This is a genomic window from Streptomyces mauvecolor (assembly GCF_039532965.1).
Classification (GTDB): domain Bacteria; phylum Actinomycetota; class Actinomycetes; order Streptomycetales; family Streptomycetaceae; genus Streptomyces; species Streptomyces violascens.
The window spans coordinates 124,505-137,674 of the sequence record NZ_BAAASQ010000019.1 but is presented as its reverse complement, the minus strand read 5'-3'; the positions used below and the strand labels follow the sequence as shown (position 1 = coordinate 137,674).

The window sequence follows — 13,170 nt, the reverse complement described above, 5'->3', positions numbered from 1 at the left end:
CGGAACTGTGCACACCCGGAGCCCGGCGTAGCCGCCTGGACGATGTCGGCTGCTGCGGTCGGCCCGATGTCGTGTCCCGGCGGATGGCGGCGCGAAGCACGACCGCGGCGAGTGCCGGCAGCATGACAGGGGCGCGGTGGCGCACCCCACAGTGGACACCCCCAGTGACGGCTGAATCGCGGCACCCGGCGCCGCTCACGCAGTGATGTCGAGCCCCGCCGTTCCGCCGGTTCACCCGCTTGGCCGAGTTGGTCTGATCCGGCTAAGCCCGTTCGGCATTGATGCCACGCCGGGGCTGGGATCCGGTTGTCACATCCGGTCTCCGCCGTACCGGTCGGCCTTCTTGAGGCCACTCGCGAAGTAGCGCAGAGCAGGCCTTCAGCTCAACTGTCGGCGGACCGGTAGCCGCCATAAACTCGAAGTACGGGTTCGCAGGCGTGGGAAATGAGAGCTGGTGACCGGGACCGGGGGAGGGCACCCCAGGAGGCACCATGTGGCGGCACACCAGGCTGACCGACGAGTCGGCGGACTACCTCGAAGCCCGCGAAGAACTGCGCCTGGCCGAGCTCGACCTCATGCGCCACCGCGAGCAGGTCGCAGCCCAGCGACGTGCACTCCCTCAGGGGCCGCCCGTCGACGACTACGTCTTTATCGAGGGCCCCGCGGACCTCGACGCCGGAGACACACCGCTCCGCGAGGTCACGTTGAGCGAGTTGGTCACTGCCCCAGACCGCCCGCTGATCGTCTACCACCTCATGTACGGCAAGCTGCAGACCGACCCCTGCCCGATGTGCACCCTGTGGATCGACGGCTTCAACGGCATCGCCCACCACATCTCCCGTAACGCCGACTTCGTCATTGCTGCGGCCGCCGACCTCCCTGCCCTCCGGCAGCACGCCCGCAACCGCGGCTGGCACCGGCTCCGGCTCCTGAGCTGCGGCGACAGTACGTTCAAGTACGACCTGGGCAGCGAGGACAAGGACGGCGGGCAGGACTCCACCATCTCCGTCTTCACCCGCGACAGCGACGGCAGACTCCGCCACTTCTACTCCGCCCACCCGCGCATGGCCGACGACATCGGCGAGCGTGGCATCGACCTCCTGGCCCCTGTCTGGCACCTCCTCGACCTGACGCCGCAAGGCCGCGGTGACTGGTACCCGAGCCTCGACTACTGACCAGTGCCCACTGCCCACAGACGACCGACGGTGTCGGCACCACCCATGAGTCACGTCAGGTCAGCAGCACGGCGCATGCTCTGGGCGGCCGAGCTGATGCACAGGACTGCCGTACGCAGGTGAAGAACGCCCTGGACCGCCTGCTTGCGGCGAGCTGGATGATCCGACACGACGAGTGAATCGGGCCAGTCCGGTGGAGGCAGAGACCGGATAGGGGGAGATGCTCGGCGGACGGGTCTCCGGACATACTTGAGGGTGTCTCGGCTGTCGCTCGACGGTTCCAGGTGATGTTGGACGGTTCTCCCGACTCCGCCCCCTTCACGCATGTCGAGAATGGGCCGCCGGCTCCGTCCTCGGTATATCAGTGGCTTCAAAGAGCCGCGCAACGCAGAGGGAGAACCGTCATGACGCTTCAGCGGATGGACAACATCGGCATCGTTGTCGAAGACCTGGACGCCGCCGTCGCCTTCTTCACTGAACTGGGCATGGAGGTCGAAGGCAGGGCGCAGATCGAGGGCCTCTTCGCGGATCAGGCCGTCGGACTCGACGGAGTTCGCAGCGACATCGCGATGATGCGGACCCCGGACGGCCACGGCAAGCTGGAGCTCGCGCAGTACCACACCCCCGCGGCGATCAGGGATGGATCGCACAACCCGCCGCCGAACACGCTGGGCCTGCACCGGGTCATGTTCGCCGTCGATGACATCGACGACACCATCGCCCGCCTGCGCTCGCATGGCGCCGAACTAATCGGCGAGGTAGCGCAGTACAAGGACATCTACCGTCTCTGCTACCTCCGCGGCCCCTCTGGCATCATCCTCGCCCTGGCCGAGCAGATCAGCTAACGGCCCTTCGCGGAGGGCCTGCGCGCGATCAGACCGATGCGCTGGATGGATGAGGAGGGCAGTCGCGAACGCCCCTCCTCGTCCAACTCCGATGCGAGTCGGCGCTTCCCACTGCCGTGTCCTACGAGACGCGGCGAAGTCTGCCCCGGCCGACTACCGTGATCGCCATGCGGTCGAGTGCGGGATCAACCGCTTCAAGAGCCACCGTGTTGTCGCCACGCACTACGTACGGTCCGCGGTCCGCTGTGAGGCGACCGTGCTGGTCGCGGCGATCAACGAATGGCTATGCCCCTGTCTCACGCGTCATCACGTATGTGTTCCCGATGTCGGGATCGCCTTAGAAGAAGAACAGCTTCAACTCGTCGTGCTGATCGCGGTCCACGTAGAAGGACCACGCGTATGTCGATGGGGGTTCAGAAGCCGAGGTGTCAGTGACCGTCGCGGGGGAACGGCTCTCCACTCGGGTCCGTGCCGTCAGCGCGAGTCGGACGACCTGTCCGCCGTCGGCGTCTGGCAGTTGCCAGGTTCCCGTACCGGAGAGGCGCCAGCCGTCGTCGAAGTCGAAGTCCTGCCCGTCGAGCTTCTCGAAAAGAGCCGTTCCGTCCTTGCGAAGCACCACACGGGTACCCTCGACGTTTTCCCAGTTCCCAGTTCCCAGCGACTTCGGCCGCCGTGGCGTCGTGGATCCCTGTTCCCTCGTAGTACTGATAGGGGCCGGCGCATGCCGTCAAAGCGGCCAAAGCCACCATCGAGCCGCCGAGAGCCGCCCCCTACGCTCGCAGCCTGCTTCCGCCCGCCACCAAGACCTCTCCCACCCTCAGCCCGCCTCGGCCAACCGATAGGAGTGGGCCGCGACGAGCTACCTTGTCAGACTTATTGAACGCGTTCAACTCTGCGGCTGGAGAGGCGGTGCGTACTACCCGAGGCTTCCTCGTGAGCGGGGGATGCGGCAGTACGGGGAGAAGAGTCCGAGCGAGGCCGGTCGGTGTGGAGCTGCGCCGAGTCCCGTCCTGGTCAGTGAGGTGTCGAGGGTGCTGTGCCGCCCGGCACCCTCTCGGCGTGTGCCGCGAAGGTGCCGGGCGGCATTTGACCTGGCTGGCTGACTGACTGCGGGTCGGGGCGGCGCGGTCGCTTCCTGGGTGGTTGGGCCTGCGTCGGTGTGCGGCGGGGCGGCCCGGGGGGCTAGCCCTGCTTGATGGCGGAGATGTCGAATTCCAGGACGACTTTGTCGCCGACCAGTACACCGCCGCCTTCCAGGGCCGCATTCCAGGTCACGCCGAATTCCTTGCGGGAGATGGTCACCGATCCCTCCAGGCCGACCCGCAGATTGCCGGAGGGATCGACGGCGTTGCCGGTGTATTCGAAGTCGATGGTGACCTGGCGGGTGGTGTCCTTGACGGTCAGATCGCCGGTGACGCGGTATTCGGTTTCCGAGCGCGGCTCGACGGCGGTGCTGCGGAAGGTGATGTCGGGGAAGTTGGGGGCATCCAGGAAGTCGTTGGTGCGCAGGTGTTGATCGCGCTGTTCGACGCCTGTGTCGATGCTCTCGGTCTTCAGCACCACTTGGGCACTGGAGCGGGACGGATCGGTGCCGTCCAGGTGGGCAGTGCCCTCCAACTCGTGGAACGCGCCGCGGACCTTGGTCACCATGGCGTGGCGGGCGACAAAGCCGATACGGGTGTGGGCCGGGTCGAGGATGTAGTCCCCGGTGAGTTCTGCGATGCTGACGGACATGGTTGAGGTGCCTCCGAAAGACCGGGATCCCGGGCGGGGTTACGCCCGGGTCATTCGGGATCCACGCTAGGGCGCGATTGATGCCATTCCCGGCCGGACGCACGGGGCGGCGGCAGAGTGCACTCCGATCAGCGGCTTGGAACCGTCAGCCCGCCGCTGCCCGCTTTCCTGTCCGCCCCTCGACACGGATTCCTGCCGACACGGATTCCTGGGGCACGGTGGCACGATGCCGGGCAACGAGCCGGTGGGCTCACGGTCGATTCACCGGGGCCGCCCAGAGTGCGGGCCTTCGGCCCCGGGCTGCTTCAGGTCAGCGAGCAGGCCATCGAGGGCGTTTTTGAGGGCTTCGGAGTTGGCCTCGTCGAACCATCTGGTGCGGATGCGTTCATTGTTGCCGTTCGGGGTCTCGTGGTCACCAGCGAGTTGCTGCAGCGAGCGGGATTCGTCGCCCAGCGTCCGGCCGACTCCCTGGAAGAGGCTACGAAGGTAGCGGTCCGCGTCGTCGGAGGCGATGCCGTGGCCGGCGGCCCACATCGTGAGCGTGGCCAGGTATGCATAGTGGGTGGTGAGCGTCCCCGTCAGAGCGGAGAAGACGTTGAAGGCCGTCTCGTGCGCGACCGGCAGTACGCCGCCCAAGGGCTCGAAGAGGGAGTTCACCGCCGGGTGCGACGGCCATGTGACCGTGACGGAGCGGCGTTCACGTATGGCAGGCAAGGGGATGGCTCGCACCAGCGGGGCCTCAGTGGCGAGCATCTGGCGCAGGTCGTCGTTGCCGACACCGGCCATGACGTTGACCAGCACCTTGTCACCGGCCACCCTCAGACCCGCCAGTGCTTCGCGCCGGTCTTCCCGGCGTACGGCGATGATCACCAGCTCGGAGCGGTCCACCACCTCCTGGTTGTCGGCGCACACCTGCACGGTCTCGTAGCGTCCGGCCAGTTCGGCGGCAGTGCGGGCTCCTCGCGGGGAGAGAAACACTTCCGGCCTGTCCCCGTCGCACAGGCCCGTCACCATGGCCCGGCCGATCTCACCTACTCCGATGATTCCGATGCGCTTCACTACGACTGCCTCCGTGCTGCGTGTGGTGGACGTGACTGGGCCGATTGTGACACCGAGGGAGCGGCCACAGGCAAGGGAATTCACTGCGGTGTGGAAGTGGGCGCGTATCTCCCGAGCACGGTCGCCGCAGGGGAGGATGATGCCCTGCCAGGCCTTGGAGGCTCCCTTTTACCCTCCCTCTTTCTGCACATCACAGCGCGTGGAACGGTGTTCGATGGAGGCTTGCTGATCTCTCCGTGAAGGCCTGGCGGAGACGCTGCGCCGCGGTGGCCGATCCTGTTGCCCTGGCGTGAATGGCGCAGCTGATCTGGCTCAGCCGATCCTCAACTGCCTTCATTTTGGCGAGGCATTGCGAATAGCGTCGACCAGACCAGCGGAGTGGACCTCATGACCGGAGCCGCTCTGCGGAGAAATCACTGAGAACGTCGGGGGAATTCTTCCGTATGCAAGGGCACTGCATCGGCCAAGACCGTCGTTGCAGGGAGAGCAGTCTGCCTGGCCTCTCTTGCCTTACTTGAAAGGTGCAGCCATGCCAGTAAAGATTATCGCCATACTGGTCTGGGCGGCTGTGCTGGTCGGAGCTGGTCGGAGTCAAGATGCTCCTCAGGGACGTGGAATGGGCTCATTAGGCGGCTACCTTTGCTCTGGCGGGTACGTACGTCTTGATCATCAACAAGCTGGGCAGCGCCGGTAGTCGGAGCAATCGGCCGTAGGTCGTGGACTGCTCCTTGCGTGAGTGGGCGGCCGTTGTCGTCCCAGAACTGGTGAACTCCGCGCGTACCAAGGGGCCCATGCCATCGCGCAAGCGGCTCCATGCCTTGCATGAGTTCCAGCATTCCTTGACCTCGCAGTCACCATGGCCTGTTGCAAGAAGCCAGCGAAAGCCACCGCGTGAGATCTCCTCCGAGCGGGACAGGCCTATGCCGCGGCAGTCGTGAAATTCGGCGTGTCACGGAGGAGTTGGGGCATATTTCGCACTAGTTTTCATGGTCGTACGAAGTCGATCAACTTCTGATCGCTTCCGTTCGACCTACCGGAGACAAAATTGCGCAAGCTTCGTAAGGCCGCCGTTGTGATCGTCGTACTGGGCAGTGTTGGCCTCCTCGGCGCCGGTACCGCGAACGCCCATGGTGGGAGCCGTGGCGGGACGAACTCCTTCTTCGGCAACGGCGAGGGCGGCGGCAAGGCCGGCGGGAGGGGGGACATGTTCAGCGTCTCCCAGTCCACCCAGTGCCGGTCGCACGACCTGAACATCGACGTCCTCGGTTCGGTCGGCGTCCTCAACGGCGTACTCGGGGGCGCACTCAACGGCGAGGGCAACGCGGGTGCGCAGCAGAGCAAGCTGGGCTCCAGCATGGGTTGCAACAACGCCGCCTTCGAGAAGTAGGGGCAGGTAGTGGTCCCGGTGCCTGGCCGCTGTCCGGGCACCGGGGCTCACCGCACCCGGTCCACGCGGCGTCTGGGTGCTGCCGGACGCTCCGGATGACCATGACCATGACCATGACCATGACCATGACCATGACCGCGGCCGCGACGTTCGCGGTGTGGCCTTGCGGCAGGCCGCGTACACGGGAGAACGCGACCTGAGCTTCCTGGACTGGGCCGGCTTCGCTCCCTCTATGCCCACTGGGCTACACCCAGAGCACGAACGACGGCCTCAGCTGGTCCAACTGGGCCGAGGCCAACGCCTACTGGAACAACTTCACCGGCGACCCGACCGCGAGCTACGACCCGAGCACCGGAGTAGGTGACCTCGCCGGACCGCGCAGGCCGCCTCGCCTGGCTTCCCGTGTTCGTCGCGCCCCTCTCGCGCTGTCAGTCCGTCCGGCACGCGTACGGATGATGTCGGCCATGCGGTGTACACGTGGGACGGCGAACGCCGGGGATCCTGGGGCTGTCCCCACCCTCGATCCGGGTGGTTGCCCCATCGCGCTGCCCTGCATGTCCCGGACACCATGAAGGGGGCGCAGGATGACGCGTCATCTTGAGTACGACGTGTGGCGCCACACCATGACCGGCACTCATCTCAAGGACGCACACATGGCCCGATCCCGACGCGCGCTGGGCGGCCTGCTCGCACTGGTCGCGGTGGCAGGCGGCACGGTATGCGCGCGCGGCGACGACACTTCGGCGTGGCAATACGCGGCGCACGCCACCCTCGACGACGCCAGCACCGACCATCACGGGCTCCGTGTGGTCCTGCACCGGCTGACCACGGAGGACGGCGATCCCGGTGCGCTCGTCGCATTGGGGGGCCGGGCCGGCGGCGCGGTGCTGACCAGCGGCGTCGCGGATGTGAGGAGCCACGCGTCGGTGCGCGGGGACAGCCGGTTCCGGATAGGCAGCATGACCAAGCCGTTCGTCGCGACCGTGGTTCTCCAACTGGTGGGCGAGGGCCGCGTGGCCCTCGATGCACCGGTGGAGCGCTACCTGCCCGGCGTCGTCCGCGGTCACGGCAACGACGGACGCAGGGTCACGGTCCGTCAGCTACTCCAGCACACCAGCGGCATCCCCGACTATTTGGACTACCTCAAGCCGGAGGATGTCCTCAACGATCCATTGGCGCACTACGACACCCGCGACCTAGTGAAGCTCGCGCTCTCCCACCCCCCGGCCTTCGAGCCCGGCGCCGAGTGGCGCTACTCCAACACGGGTTACCTGCTGGCCGGCATGCTCATCGAGCAGGTGACCGGCCACCCGTACGGCGACGAGATCCGCCACCGCATCATCGAACCGCTCGGCCTGCGGCAGACGGCCGTGCCGGACGACGCCGCGGAGATCCGCGGGCCGCACGCGCGGGGCTACGCCCGGCTGGGCAAGGACGCGCCGCTCAAGGACATCACCGCCCTCAACCCCACGGTCGCGGGCCCGAGCGGCGCCATGGTCTCCAGCGGCCCCGACTTCAACCGCTTCCTGGGCGCACTCCTGCGCGGCAAGCTGCTTGCCCCGACCCAGCTCCACGAAATGATGAGGACCCGCCCGACCGGCGACCCGGGCGGCGGGGCCTACGGTCTCGGCCTGGAGAGCCACCCGCTGCCCTGCGGTGGCCTCGCCTGGGGGCACGACGGCGGCATCCCCGGCTACCAGACCACGGGCGCCGCCACGGCCGACGGCAGGCAGGCCACGGCCATGGCGAACCTCTACCCGGGTGGTACGGACGCCCAGAACGACGACATGACATCCGCCGTGCAGACGGCGCTCTGCGGGTCCTGAGTGACGCCGAAGGGCACCTGCCGGCCCTCCTCCAGCGACCCGAACCCGGCCGAGCCGGCGGCGGAGCAATGGACGAAGACACCGGGCCCTCCACCGCCCTGGTACACGAAATCGGACCCCTTCTCGGCGTTGCACCACGTGACCTGCGGAAGCGCGTGTCCGCGGTGACGGATCTGCGGGGTGTGCTGCCCGCATCTAGAGCGGTTCCTCCGCCCCGCTGGCGAGCCCGCCACCGGGGTGGACTTCAAGCGCCTGGCCACGGTGCACACCTTCGGAGACGCGTGGCTCACGCACCGACGTCCTGGACACCCTCACCCGCGCTCTCCTGTCGGTGACGATCGCGGCGACACTCGGCACCCTGGAACCCCTGCGCGGCCAGCTCCGCATCACGCTCAGCAACGGGGTGAGTCCGAAGGAGATCGTCGAGGTGTCCATCCATATCGAGGCCTGGGCCGGAGCCGCCCGCGCCTTCGAGGGCTATCAGGTGGCTCTGCAGGTCTTCGAGGAGAAGGCGAAGTACGTGTAGTACGAGCCCGAGTGGTCAGGGCTCCGCCGTAAGTGGCGTAGGGTTGGGTTTACCGACGCGGGGTGGAGCAGCTCGGTAGCTCGCTGGGCTCATAACCCAGAGGTCGCAGGTTCAAATCCTGTCCCCGCTACTGCTGAAGTGGCCCGGACCCCTGTGGACCCGGGCCACTTTGCGATCCTGTCCGGCCGAGCGTCGGCGTCTGCGCCGCCGACACAGCGCGAGGCGGCAGGCCGCCGCCCTGGCCGCTCGCACGGCGGGCCAGCGAGGCGGCAGGCCGCCGCCCTGGCCGCTCGCACGGCGGGCCGACCAACGAGCGTTCACAGGCCTCCGACCGGAGAAGGCCGACCAGGCCGCGAACCGTATGAGGAAGGGCCGTCAGGACGGCCGACCCGCCCGCTGCGATACCGGTCTCTACCGCGATACCGGTCTCTACTGGGATCGCAATCCGTGGAACGTGGAACGGCCGATCAGCAAGCCAAAAGTCCGGCGCGGCGCGGCCACCCGCTACGAGTGCGACAAGACATCCGCAAGGCAGCCGGCAGGGCTCCAGGCCGGAGACCCGATTATCCGGGGTCGCAGTTTTCACCCCTTCTAATGATCTCAACGTCGAATGATCGCGGCCGAACAGGCACTAACGCGGGCTGGGGCAGCCACGGGGAAGGAGACCGCAAATTCGGGTAACTGGCGCGTGTCCATCCACCCGCTTGAGCAGTCATACGGCAGCTTGGACCAGTCACCGAGCCGCCACCCTCAACTATCACAACAGCAAGGGGAAATGCCCGATGCGCCGTACCGCCGCAATCCTCCTCGGCACCGCCAGTCTCCTCCCCATCATCATCAAAACCGTCACCGCACTCGGAGCCCTCAGGTGACATCGGTGAAGCCGCCGACAACGTCAGCGTGCAGGAGAACCTTGGGACCAGCCTTGCTGCGCGCCGAGTGTTCTGGCGTGGCCTCTGCATGACGACGGCATTCATCCGGCATGTTTCCCCGGTGCTCCATTGGGGTGGGTGACGTGCCTGATCACTGCCCCTCCCGGTTAGGAAAGCGACTCGATCAACTGCCGAGCCGAACACCACGCTCTCCTTGGAAGGCATAAAAACATGCGCCGCATCACCGCAGTGCTTCTGGGAACCGCCGCACTTCTCGGTGTCCTCGCCACCCCTGCCATCGCCGCGCCGGGCGTCGGCAACACCTCCGCGACCGTCCAAACCCTCCTTGCCACGGCCCAAAACACCATCACGGGAGCCCAGGTGACCATCGGGAACATGACTGGCGGCCTGTAGCCCCGGACCCGAAAACAACACCCGCCCTCGCGCTGCCCCAGCCACGGGGGCGGGCATTTCTGTTCGCCAGGCCCCCGACGGCATTCTGCCGACGCGTGCCCGAGCACCACTCCGGTGCCCGGGTCGCAGTCAGGCTACTTACTGACGGCGAAACGCATCAGGGCATGCTCGTCACCCTGCTTGATCTTGCCGGTCACATTGATCACTTCGAGCTTCCAGGAAGCCCCGGTCCGCGTGGCCTTGGCCACGGCGCAACCGTTGTCCTGGGTCAGCAGGCTGGGCCAGATGTCGGCGACCTGCTGCGAGCTGCCTCCGGTCGCGTCGTACACCTTGAAGCTGATGTTGCGGGCCTTCTGGAAGGAGCTGCCCTTCTTGAATGCGGCGGCAACGAACACGATCGACGTTATGTTGGCGGGAACCCGCGCGAACTCGACCGTGACGGTTTCGTCGTCGCCGTCGCCACGGCCGGTCTGGTTGTCACCGCTGTGGACCAGGGAACCGTTGCCCATCGGGTCCAACGAGTCGAGTCCCGCCAGACGCACCGGGTCTGCGCCCTGCATGGCGATGGCGATCAGGTCGAGATCGGTGCCCGTCTTGCGGCGAAGCAGACCAACTACCCCACCGCTGCTGCCGGATGTGGGGTCCCAGGACACACCGAGGGACAGATGAGTGACTCCGTCCAGGTCCGCAGGCCCAGTTTCCTTCGTCAGCGTGATCATGCGTCAGTCATCCCCTGATAGTCGGTAAAGGACCATAAAGAACAAAGTGTGCACAATGCCCTGACGGGGCCGCACAGCGGGTCCGGTTGCGAGTACTGCGCCGCACCGGGACGCCTCGATGGCTTCACCGCGCCGATCCCCGTACCGTCGATCCCCGCACCGCCGTGCCCCGTCCCGGAGACCTGACCGGCCTCCGTACGGTTCGGCTCCTGCCCCCCGTCGGGGAGATGAGTGGCTGAGCCGGGCGGGCGTGGTGGCCCCCATGCCGAACGGCGGCGTGGAGGCGAGAGGGTGTGGGGACCTCCATGGTGATTTTTGGCATCGTCTTGAGAGCGGTCAGGGCCGCAGGAGTCTGACCGCGAGGAAGCACGGAGCCTGGTGGAGCTTGTTGTAGGCGGTTTCGTCGAGTTCTCGCAGGCCGGGAGTCGGGCGAGGTTCGATGAGTTTTTCCAGCATGAATCCGGCGGCCAGCAACTCGCTCAGGAACGTTTCCAGCGGCATGCGTTGGTAGTGGATCGCCAACGCGCCCCCGGAGAGAGTGAGGTCGACCCAGTCGTCGGCATAGTACGAGCCGCCGAATTTCTGCCAGTCGGCCGTCGGGTGGGTCGTCGAGACCAGCAGCCACCCGCCAGGGCGCAGGACGCGTCGTAGTTCGCCGAGGAGGCGCGGCCGGTCGGCGATATGGTGGAGCAGCAATGCGCATACGACTCCGTCGAATGACGAGTCGTCGATGAAATCCAGCGGCTCCTCCGCGTTGTGGAGGTGAAGTTCGGCCCGGTCGCGCAATCGCTCCCGTGCGTGACTCAGCAGAGTCGCGCTACCGTCGATTCCCGTCACCTCCGCGCCACCCGCGAGAAGTTCGGCCGCGTAGTGCCCGGCCCCGCAGCCGACATCGAGAAGCTTCAGCCCGGCAACATCCCCCGCGAGTGCCAGCATCGCGGGCCGGTCGGTGTACGCGTTGTAGGGGCTGGTATCGGCGTTCTTTGCGAAGTAGTCGCCGAGTTCGTCGTGGTACGCGGTCTGGGCAGGCACCGTGACAGCATCGCGTCGGCGGCCTCCAACCGCGAGGGGTTTTGCGCAACCGCAACCGCAACCGCGACCGCCACCTCGACCCCGCGACCGTGGTCCTGGCTTCCTGCGCCGCCATCGTCCGACCATGTGCGCCCGGTCCCGGATACCCGGACCTCCTCACCACGCGGACCGGTCTGGCGGCCGGATTGCCGATCACTGAGGCGCCGCGGACCGCTGCTCGGCCATGGCATTGCCCTTGCCAAGGCCGCCACCTTGACCAGTGGCTACACCGCTCGCGAACGTGCGGGCAGGGTGGGCAGGGCAGGAAGAGGCCGGGTCACCTGCGTGTTGCGGTGTCGGAAGGCAGTCCGGCGAAGCGGCCGAGGTGTGAGACGCCCCAGCCGTAGGCGATCGTGCCGACGGGGTCGGTGGAGGCGAGGATGTCCTCACGGATCCGGTCGAGCCGCCGGGTGCGGACGTACGACGTGGGTGAGATCCATCTGTGGCGCGGGCGCATGAGCGGCATCACCGACGACCCTGGCATTGCCCAGGTTCCAGGCGCCCTCCAGGAACGCCCTCCGCACCGGGCGGCGCACCACCGATTCCGGCACCGATGCAAGGGGGCCGATCTCCTCCACCTGGCTGGCGCCTCCGGCAACTTCGGTGGAAACAGGGCGGGTTGGGCGTGGGGCAGGACTCTCGGCTCCACACCGTTCTCCGTCAGGAACACGTACGCCTGACTGCCCGAGATGGGTACGAGGCCGGCCGTGTCGGTCTTCCCTGCGAACCGGTGGATCCCGGTGGACCCACGACGGGCGGGGGCACCAGGGCCTGCCAGGCCATCTGCCGATGAGAGCCGAGCGAGGTCTCAAGGCTCAGCAGGCCCCGCATCGACGAGCTGAACCCGTCCGTGCCACCCAGCAGTGAGGCCCTCCGGACCACCCCGTCCGACAACCGTACGCGGACCAGCTCGCCCTCCTGATCCACCGAGGCGATGGCCGTTGCGTGCGTACCAGCACGCCGCACCGCTCGGCTTCCGCGTACAGGATGCGGTGCAGTAGGGGGGCGCGCGATAGCGGCCATCCCCGGCTGCCGCGCACCGATCAAGCGCGGTAATGGGACCTCGCCCGCGGGTTCGCCGTGCACGGCCACGTGCGTGATCGTGCTCATGCCGGAGCCCTCCGCCAGACACCTCTCCGAAAGCCCCGACTCGGCGAGGGCGCGCAGCGAAGGACCGGTCAGGCACAACCCCCATCCGGGCCGTAATCCGCCGATCAGGTGGGTGGGGGGAGGGAACCTCCGGCGGCCCGCTCTGCTGATGGCTCGGTCGAGCGGGTCCAGGAAGGTCGGTCGGTGTCAGCCTCGCTGGCTGTAGTAGGGGAGGAGCGCCATCTCGCGGGCGTTCTTGATGGCCGCGGCGAGCTGTCGTTGCTGCTGTGCGGTGACGTGGGTGACGCGGCGGCTGCGGATCTTCCCCCGGTCGGAGATGAACCTGCGCAGCAAGTCGGTGTCCTTGTAGTCGATGTAGGTGATGCCGGCTGCGATGAGGGGGTTGGAGCGGGGCTTCACCGGCTTGCGGCTGTTGATGGGACGGGTCATGTG

General features: G+C 67.1%; 14 protein-coding genes and 1 tRNA gene. 7 read left to right on the top strand and 8 right to left on the bottom strand.

What is annotated here, in order from left to right:
* Window positions 1–491: 491 nt before the first annotated feature.
* Window positions 492–1,175 carry a DUF899 family protein gene (locus ABD346_RS25170; RefSeq protein ID WP_344377896.1) on the top strand — a complete coding sequence of 228 codons (684 nt, stop codon included), beginning with the start codon at window positions 492–494 and terminating at the stop codon, window positions 1,173–1,175.
* A gap of 404 nt (window positions 1,176–1,579) precedes the next feature.
* Complete coding sequence (locus ABD346_RS25165) at window positions 1,580–2,020, top strand: VOC family protein (protein ID WP_344377894.1); 441 nt, start codon at window positions 1,580–1,582, stop codon at window positions 2,018–2,020.
* Between the two features lie 337 nt (window positions 2,021–2,357).
* Here the strand turns inward: ABD346_RS25165 and ABD346_RS25160 are convergent, their stop codons facing one another.
* The 3 genes from ABD346_RS25160 to ABD346_RS25150 all read right to left on the bottom strand — a co-directional run bounded on the left by ABD346_RS25160 (window position 2,358) and on the right by ABD346_RS25150 (window position 4,813).
* Window positions 2,358–2,639: a hypothetical protein gene (locus tag ABD346_RS25160; RefSeq protein ID WP_344377893.1), complete on the bottom strand. Its 282-nt coding sequence runs from the start codon at window positions 2,637–2,639 to the stop codon at window positions 2,358–2,360.
* 563 nt (window positions 2,640–3,202) lie between these two features.
* Entirely contained in the window at window positions 3,203–3,754 is a 552-nt protein-coding gene (locus ABD346_RS25155) for a YceI family protein (protein ID WP_344377890.1), read from the bottom strand.
* A gap of 261 nt (window positions 3,755–4,015) precedes the next feature.
* Window positions 4,016–4,813, bottom strand: coding sequence for an NAD(P)-binding domain-containing protein (locus tag ABD346_RS25150; RefSeq protein WP_344377888.1), 798 nt, complete (start codon window positions 4,811–4,813; stop codon window positions 4,016–4,018).
* A gap of 1,045 nt (window positions 4,814–5,858) precedes the next feature.
* Between ABD346_RS25150 and ABD346_RS25145 the strand changes: the two genes are divergently transcribed.
* Both ABD346_RS25145 and ABD346_RS25140 read left to right on the top strand, forming a co-directional pair.
* Window positions 5,859–6,200 carry a hypothetical protein gene (locus tag ABD346_RS25145; RefSeq protein WP_344377886.1) on the top strand — a complete coding sequence of 114 codons (342 nt, stop codon included), beginning with the start codon at window positions 5,859–5,861 and terminating at the stop codon, window positions 6,198–6,200.
* 584 nt (window positions 6,201–6,784) lie between these two features.
* Window positions 6,785–8,026 carry a serine hydrolase domain-containing protein gene (locus ABD346_RS25140; protein ID WP_344377885.1) on the top strand — a complete coding sequence of 414 codons (1,242 nt, stop codon included), beginning with the start codon at window positions 6,785–6,787 and terminating at the stop codon, window positions 8,024–8,026.
* On the opposite strand, the gene ABD346_RS25135 is transcribed toward ABD346_RS25140, so the two are convergent.
* On the bottom strand, window positions 7,954–8,133 hold the full coding sequence (locus ABD346_RS25135; protein ID WP_381229476.1) for a S1 domain-containing protein: 180 nt from the start codon (window positions 8,131–8,133) through the stop codon (window positions 7,954–7,956). The two genes, ABD346_RS25140 and ABD346_RS25135, sit on opposite strands and share 73 nt — an antisense overlap.
* Before the next feature lie 110 nt (window positions 8,134–8,243).
* Between ABD346_RS25135 and ABD346_RS38670 the strand changes: the two genes are divergently transcribed.
* The 3 genes from ABD346_RS38670 (at window position 8,244) to ABD346_RS25115 (ending at window position 9,838) form a co-directional block, all read left to right on the top strand.
* Complete coding sequence (locus ABD346_RS38670; protein WP_381229527.1) at window positions 8,244–8,552, top strand: carboxymuconolactone decarboxylase family protein; 309 nt, start codon at window positions 8,244–8,246, stop codon at window positions 8,550–8,552.
* 56 nt (window positions 8,553–8,608) lie between these two features.
* A tRNA-Met gene (locus tag ABD346_RS25125) sits at window positions 8,609–8,682 on the top strand.
* A gap of 973 nt (window positions 8,683–9,655) precedes the next feature.
* Entirely contained in the window at window positions 9,656–9,838 is a 183-nt protein-coding gene (locus tag ABD346_RS25115; protein WP_344377882.1) for a hypothetical protein, read from the top strand.
* 134 nt (window positions 9,839–9,972) lie between these two features.
* Here the strand turns inward: ABD346_RS25115 and ABD346_RS25110 are convergent, their stop codons facing one another.
* The 4 genes from ABD346_RS25110 to rpsR all read right to left on the bottom strand — a co-directional run bounded on the left by ABD346_RS25110 (window position 9,973) and on the right by rpsR (window position 13,167).
* Window positions 9,973–10,557, bottom strand: coding sequence for a TerD family protein (locus tag ABD346_RS25110; RefSeq protein ID WP_344377881.1), 585 nt, complete (start codon window positions 10,555–10,557; stop codon window positions 9,973–9,975).
* A 336-nt stretch (window positions 10,558–10,893) separates the two neighbouring features.
* Window positions 10,894–11,589, bottom strand: a complete 696-nt coding sequence (locus tag ABD346_RS25105) for a class I SAM-dependent methyltransferase (RefSeq protein WP_344377879.1) — start codon at window positions 11,587–11,589, stop codon at window positions 10,894–10,896.
* Window positions 11,590–11,905: 316 nt separating this feature from the next.
* Entirely contained in the window at window positions 11,906–12,094 is a 189-nt protein-coding gene (locus tag ABD346_RS25100; protein ID WP_344377878.1) for a helix-turn-helix transcriptional regulator, read from the bottom strand.
* Window positions 12,095–12,924: 830 nt separating this feature from the next.
* Window positions 12,925–13,167, bottom strand: coding sequence for a 30S ribosomal protein S18 (gene rpsR / locus ABD346_RS25095; protein WP_344377876.1), 243 nt, complete (start codon window positions 13,165–13,167; stop codon window positions 12,925–12,927).
* Window positions 13,168–13,170: the final 3 nt, after the last annotated feature.

Excerpts from the sequence above, each read along its gene's own strand:
- ABD346_RS25165 (WP_344377894.1), top strand. The coding sequence starts at position 1,580 with ATGACGCTTCAGCGGATGGACAACATCGGCATCGTTGTCGAAGACCTG.
- ABD346_RS25155 (WP_344377890.1), bottom strand. The coding sequence starts at position 3,754 with ATGTCCGTCAGCATCGCAGAACTCACCGGGGACTACATCCTCGACCCG.
- ABD346_RS25100 (WP_344377878.1), bottom strand. The coding sequence starts at position 12,094 with ATGCCGCTCATGCGCCCGCGCCACAGATGGATCTCACCCACGTCGTAC.
- ABD346_RS25110 (WP_344377881.1), bottom strand. The coding sequence starts at position 10,557 with ATGATCACGCTGACGAAGGAAACTGGGCCTGCGGACCTGGACGGAGTC.
- ABD346_RS25170 (WP_344377896.1), top strand. The coding sequence starts at position 492 with ATGTGGCGGCACACCAGGCTGACCGACGAGTCGGCGGACTACCTCGAA.
- ABD346_RS25140 (WP_344377885.1), top strand. The coding sequence starts at position 6,785 with ATGACGCGTCATCTTGAGTACGACGTGTGGCGCCACACCATGACCGGC.
- rpsR (WP_344377876.1), bottom strand. The coding sequence starts at position 13,167 with ATGACCCGTCCCATCAACAGCCGCAAGCCGGTGAAGCCCCGCTCCAAC.
- ABD346_RS25115 (WP_344377882.1), top strand. The coding sequence starts at position 9,656 with ATGCGCCGCATCACCGCAGTGCTTCTGGGAACCGCCGCACTTCTCGGT.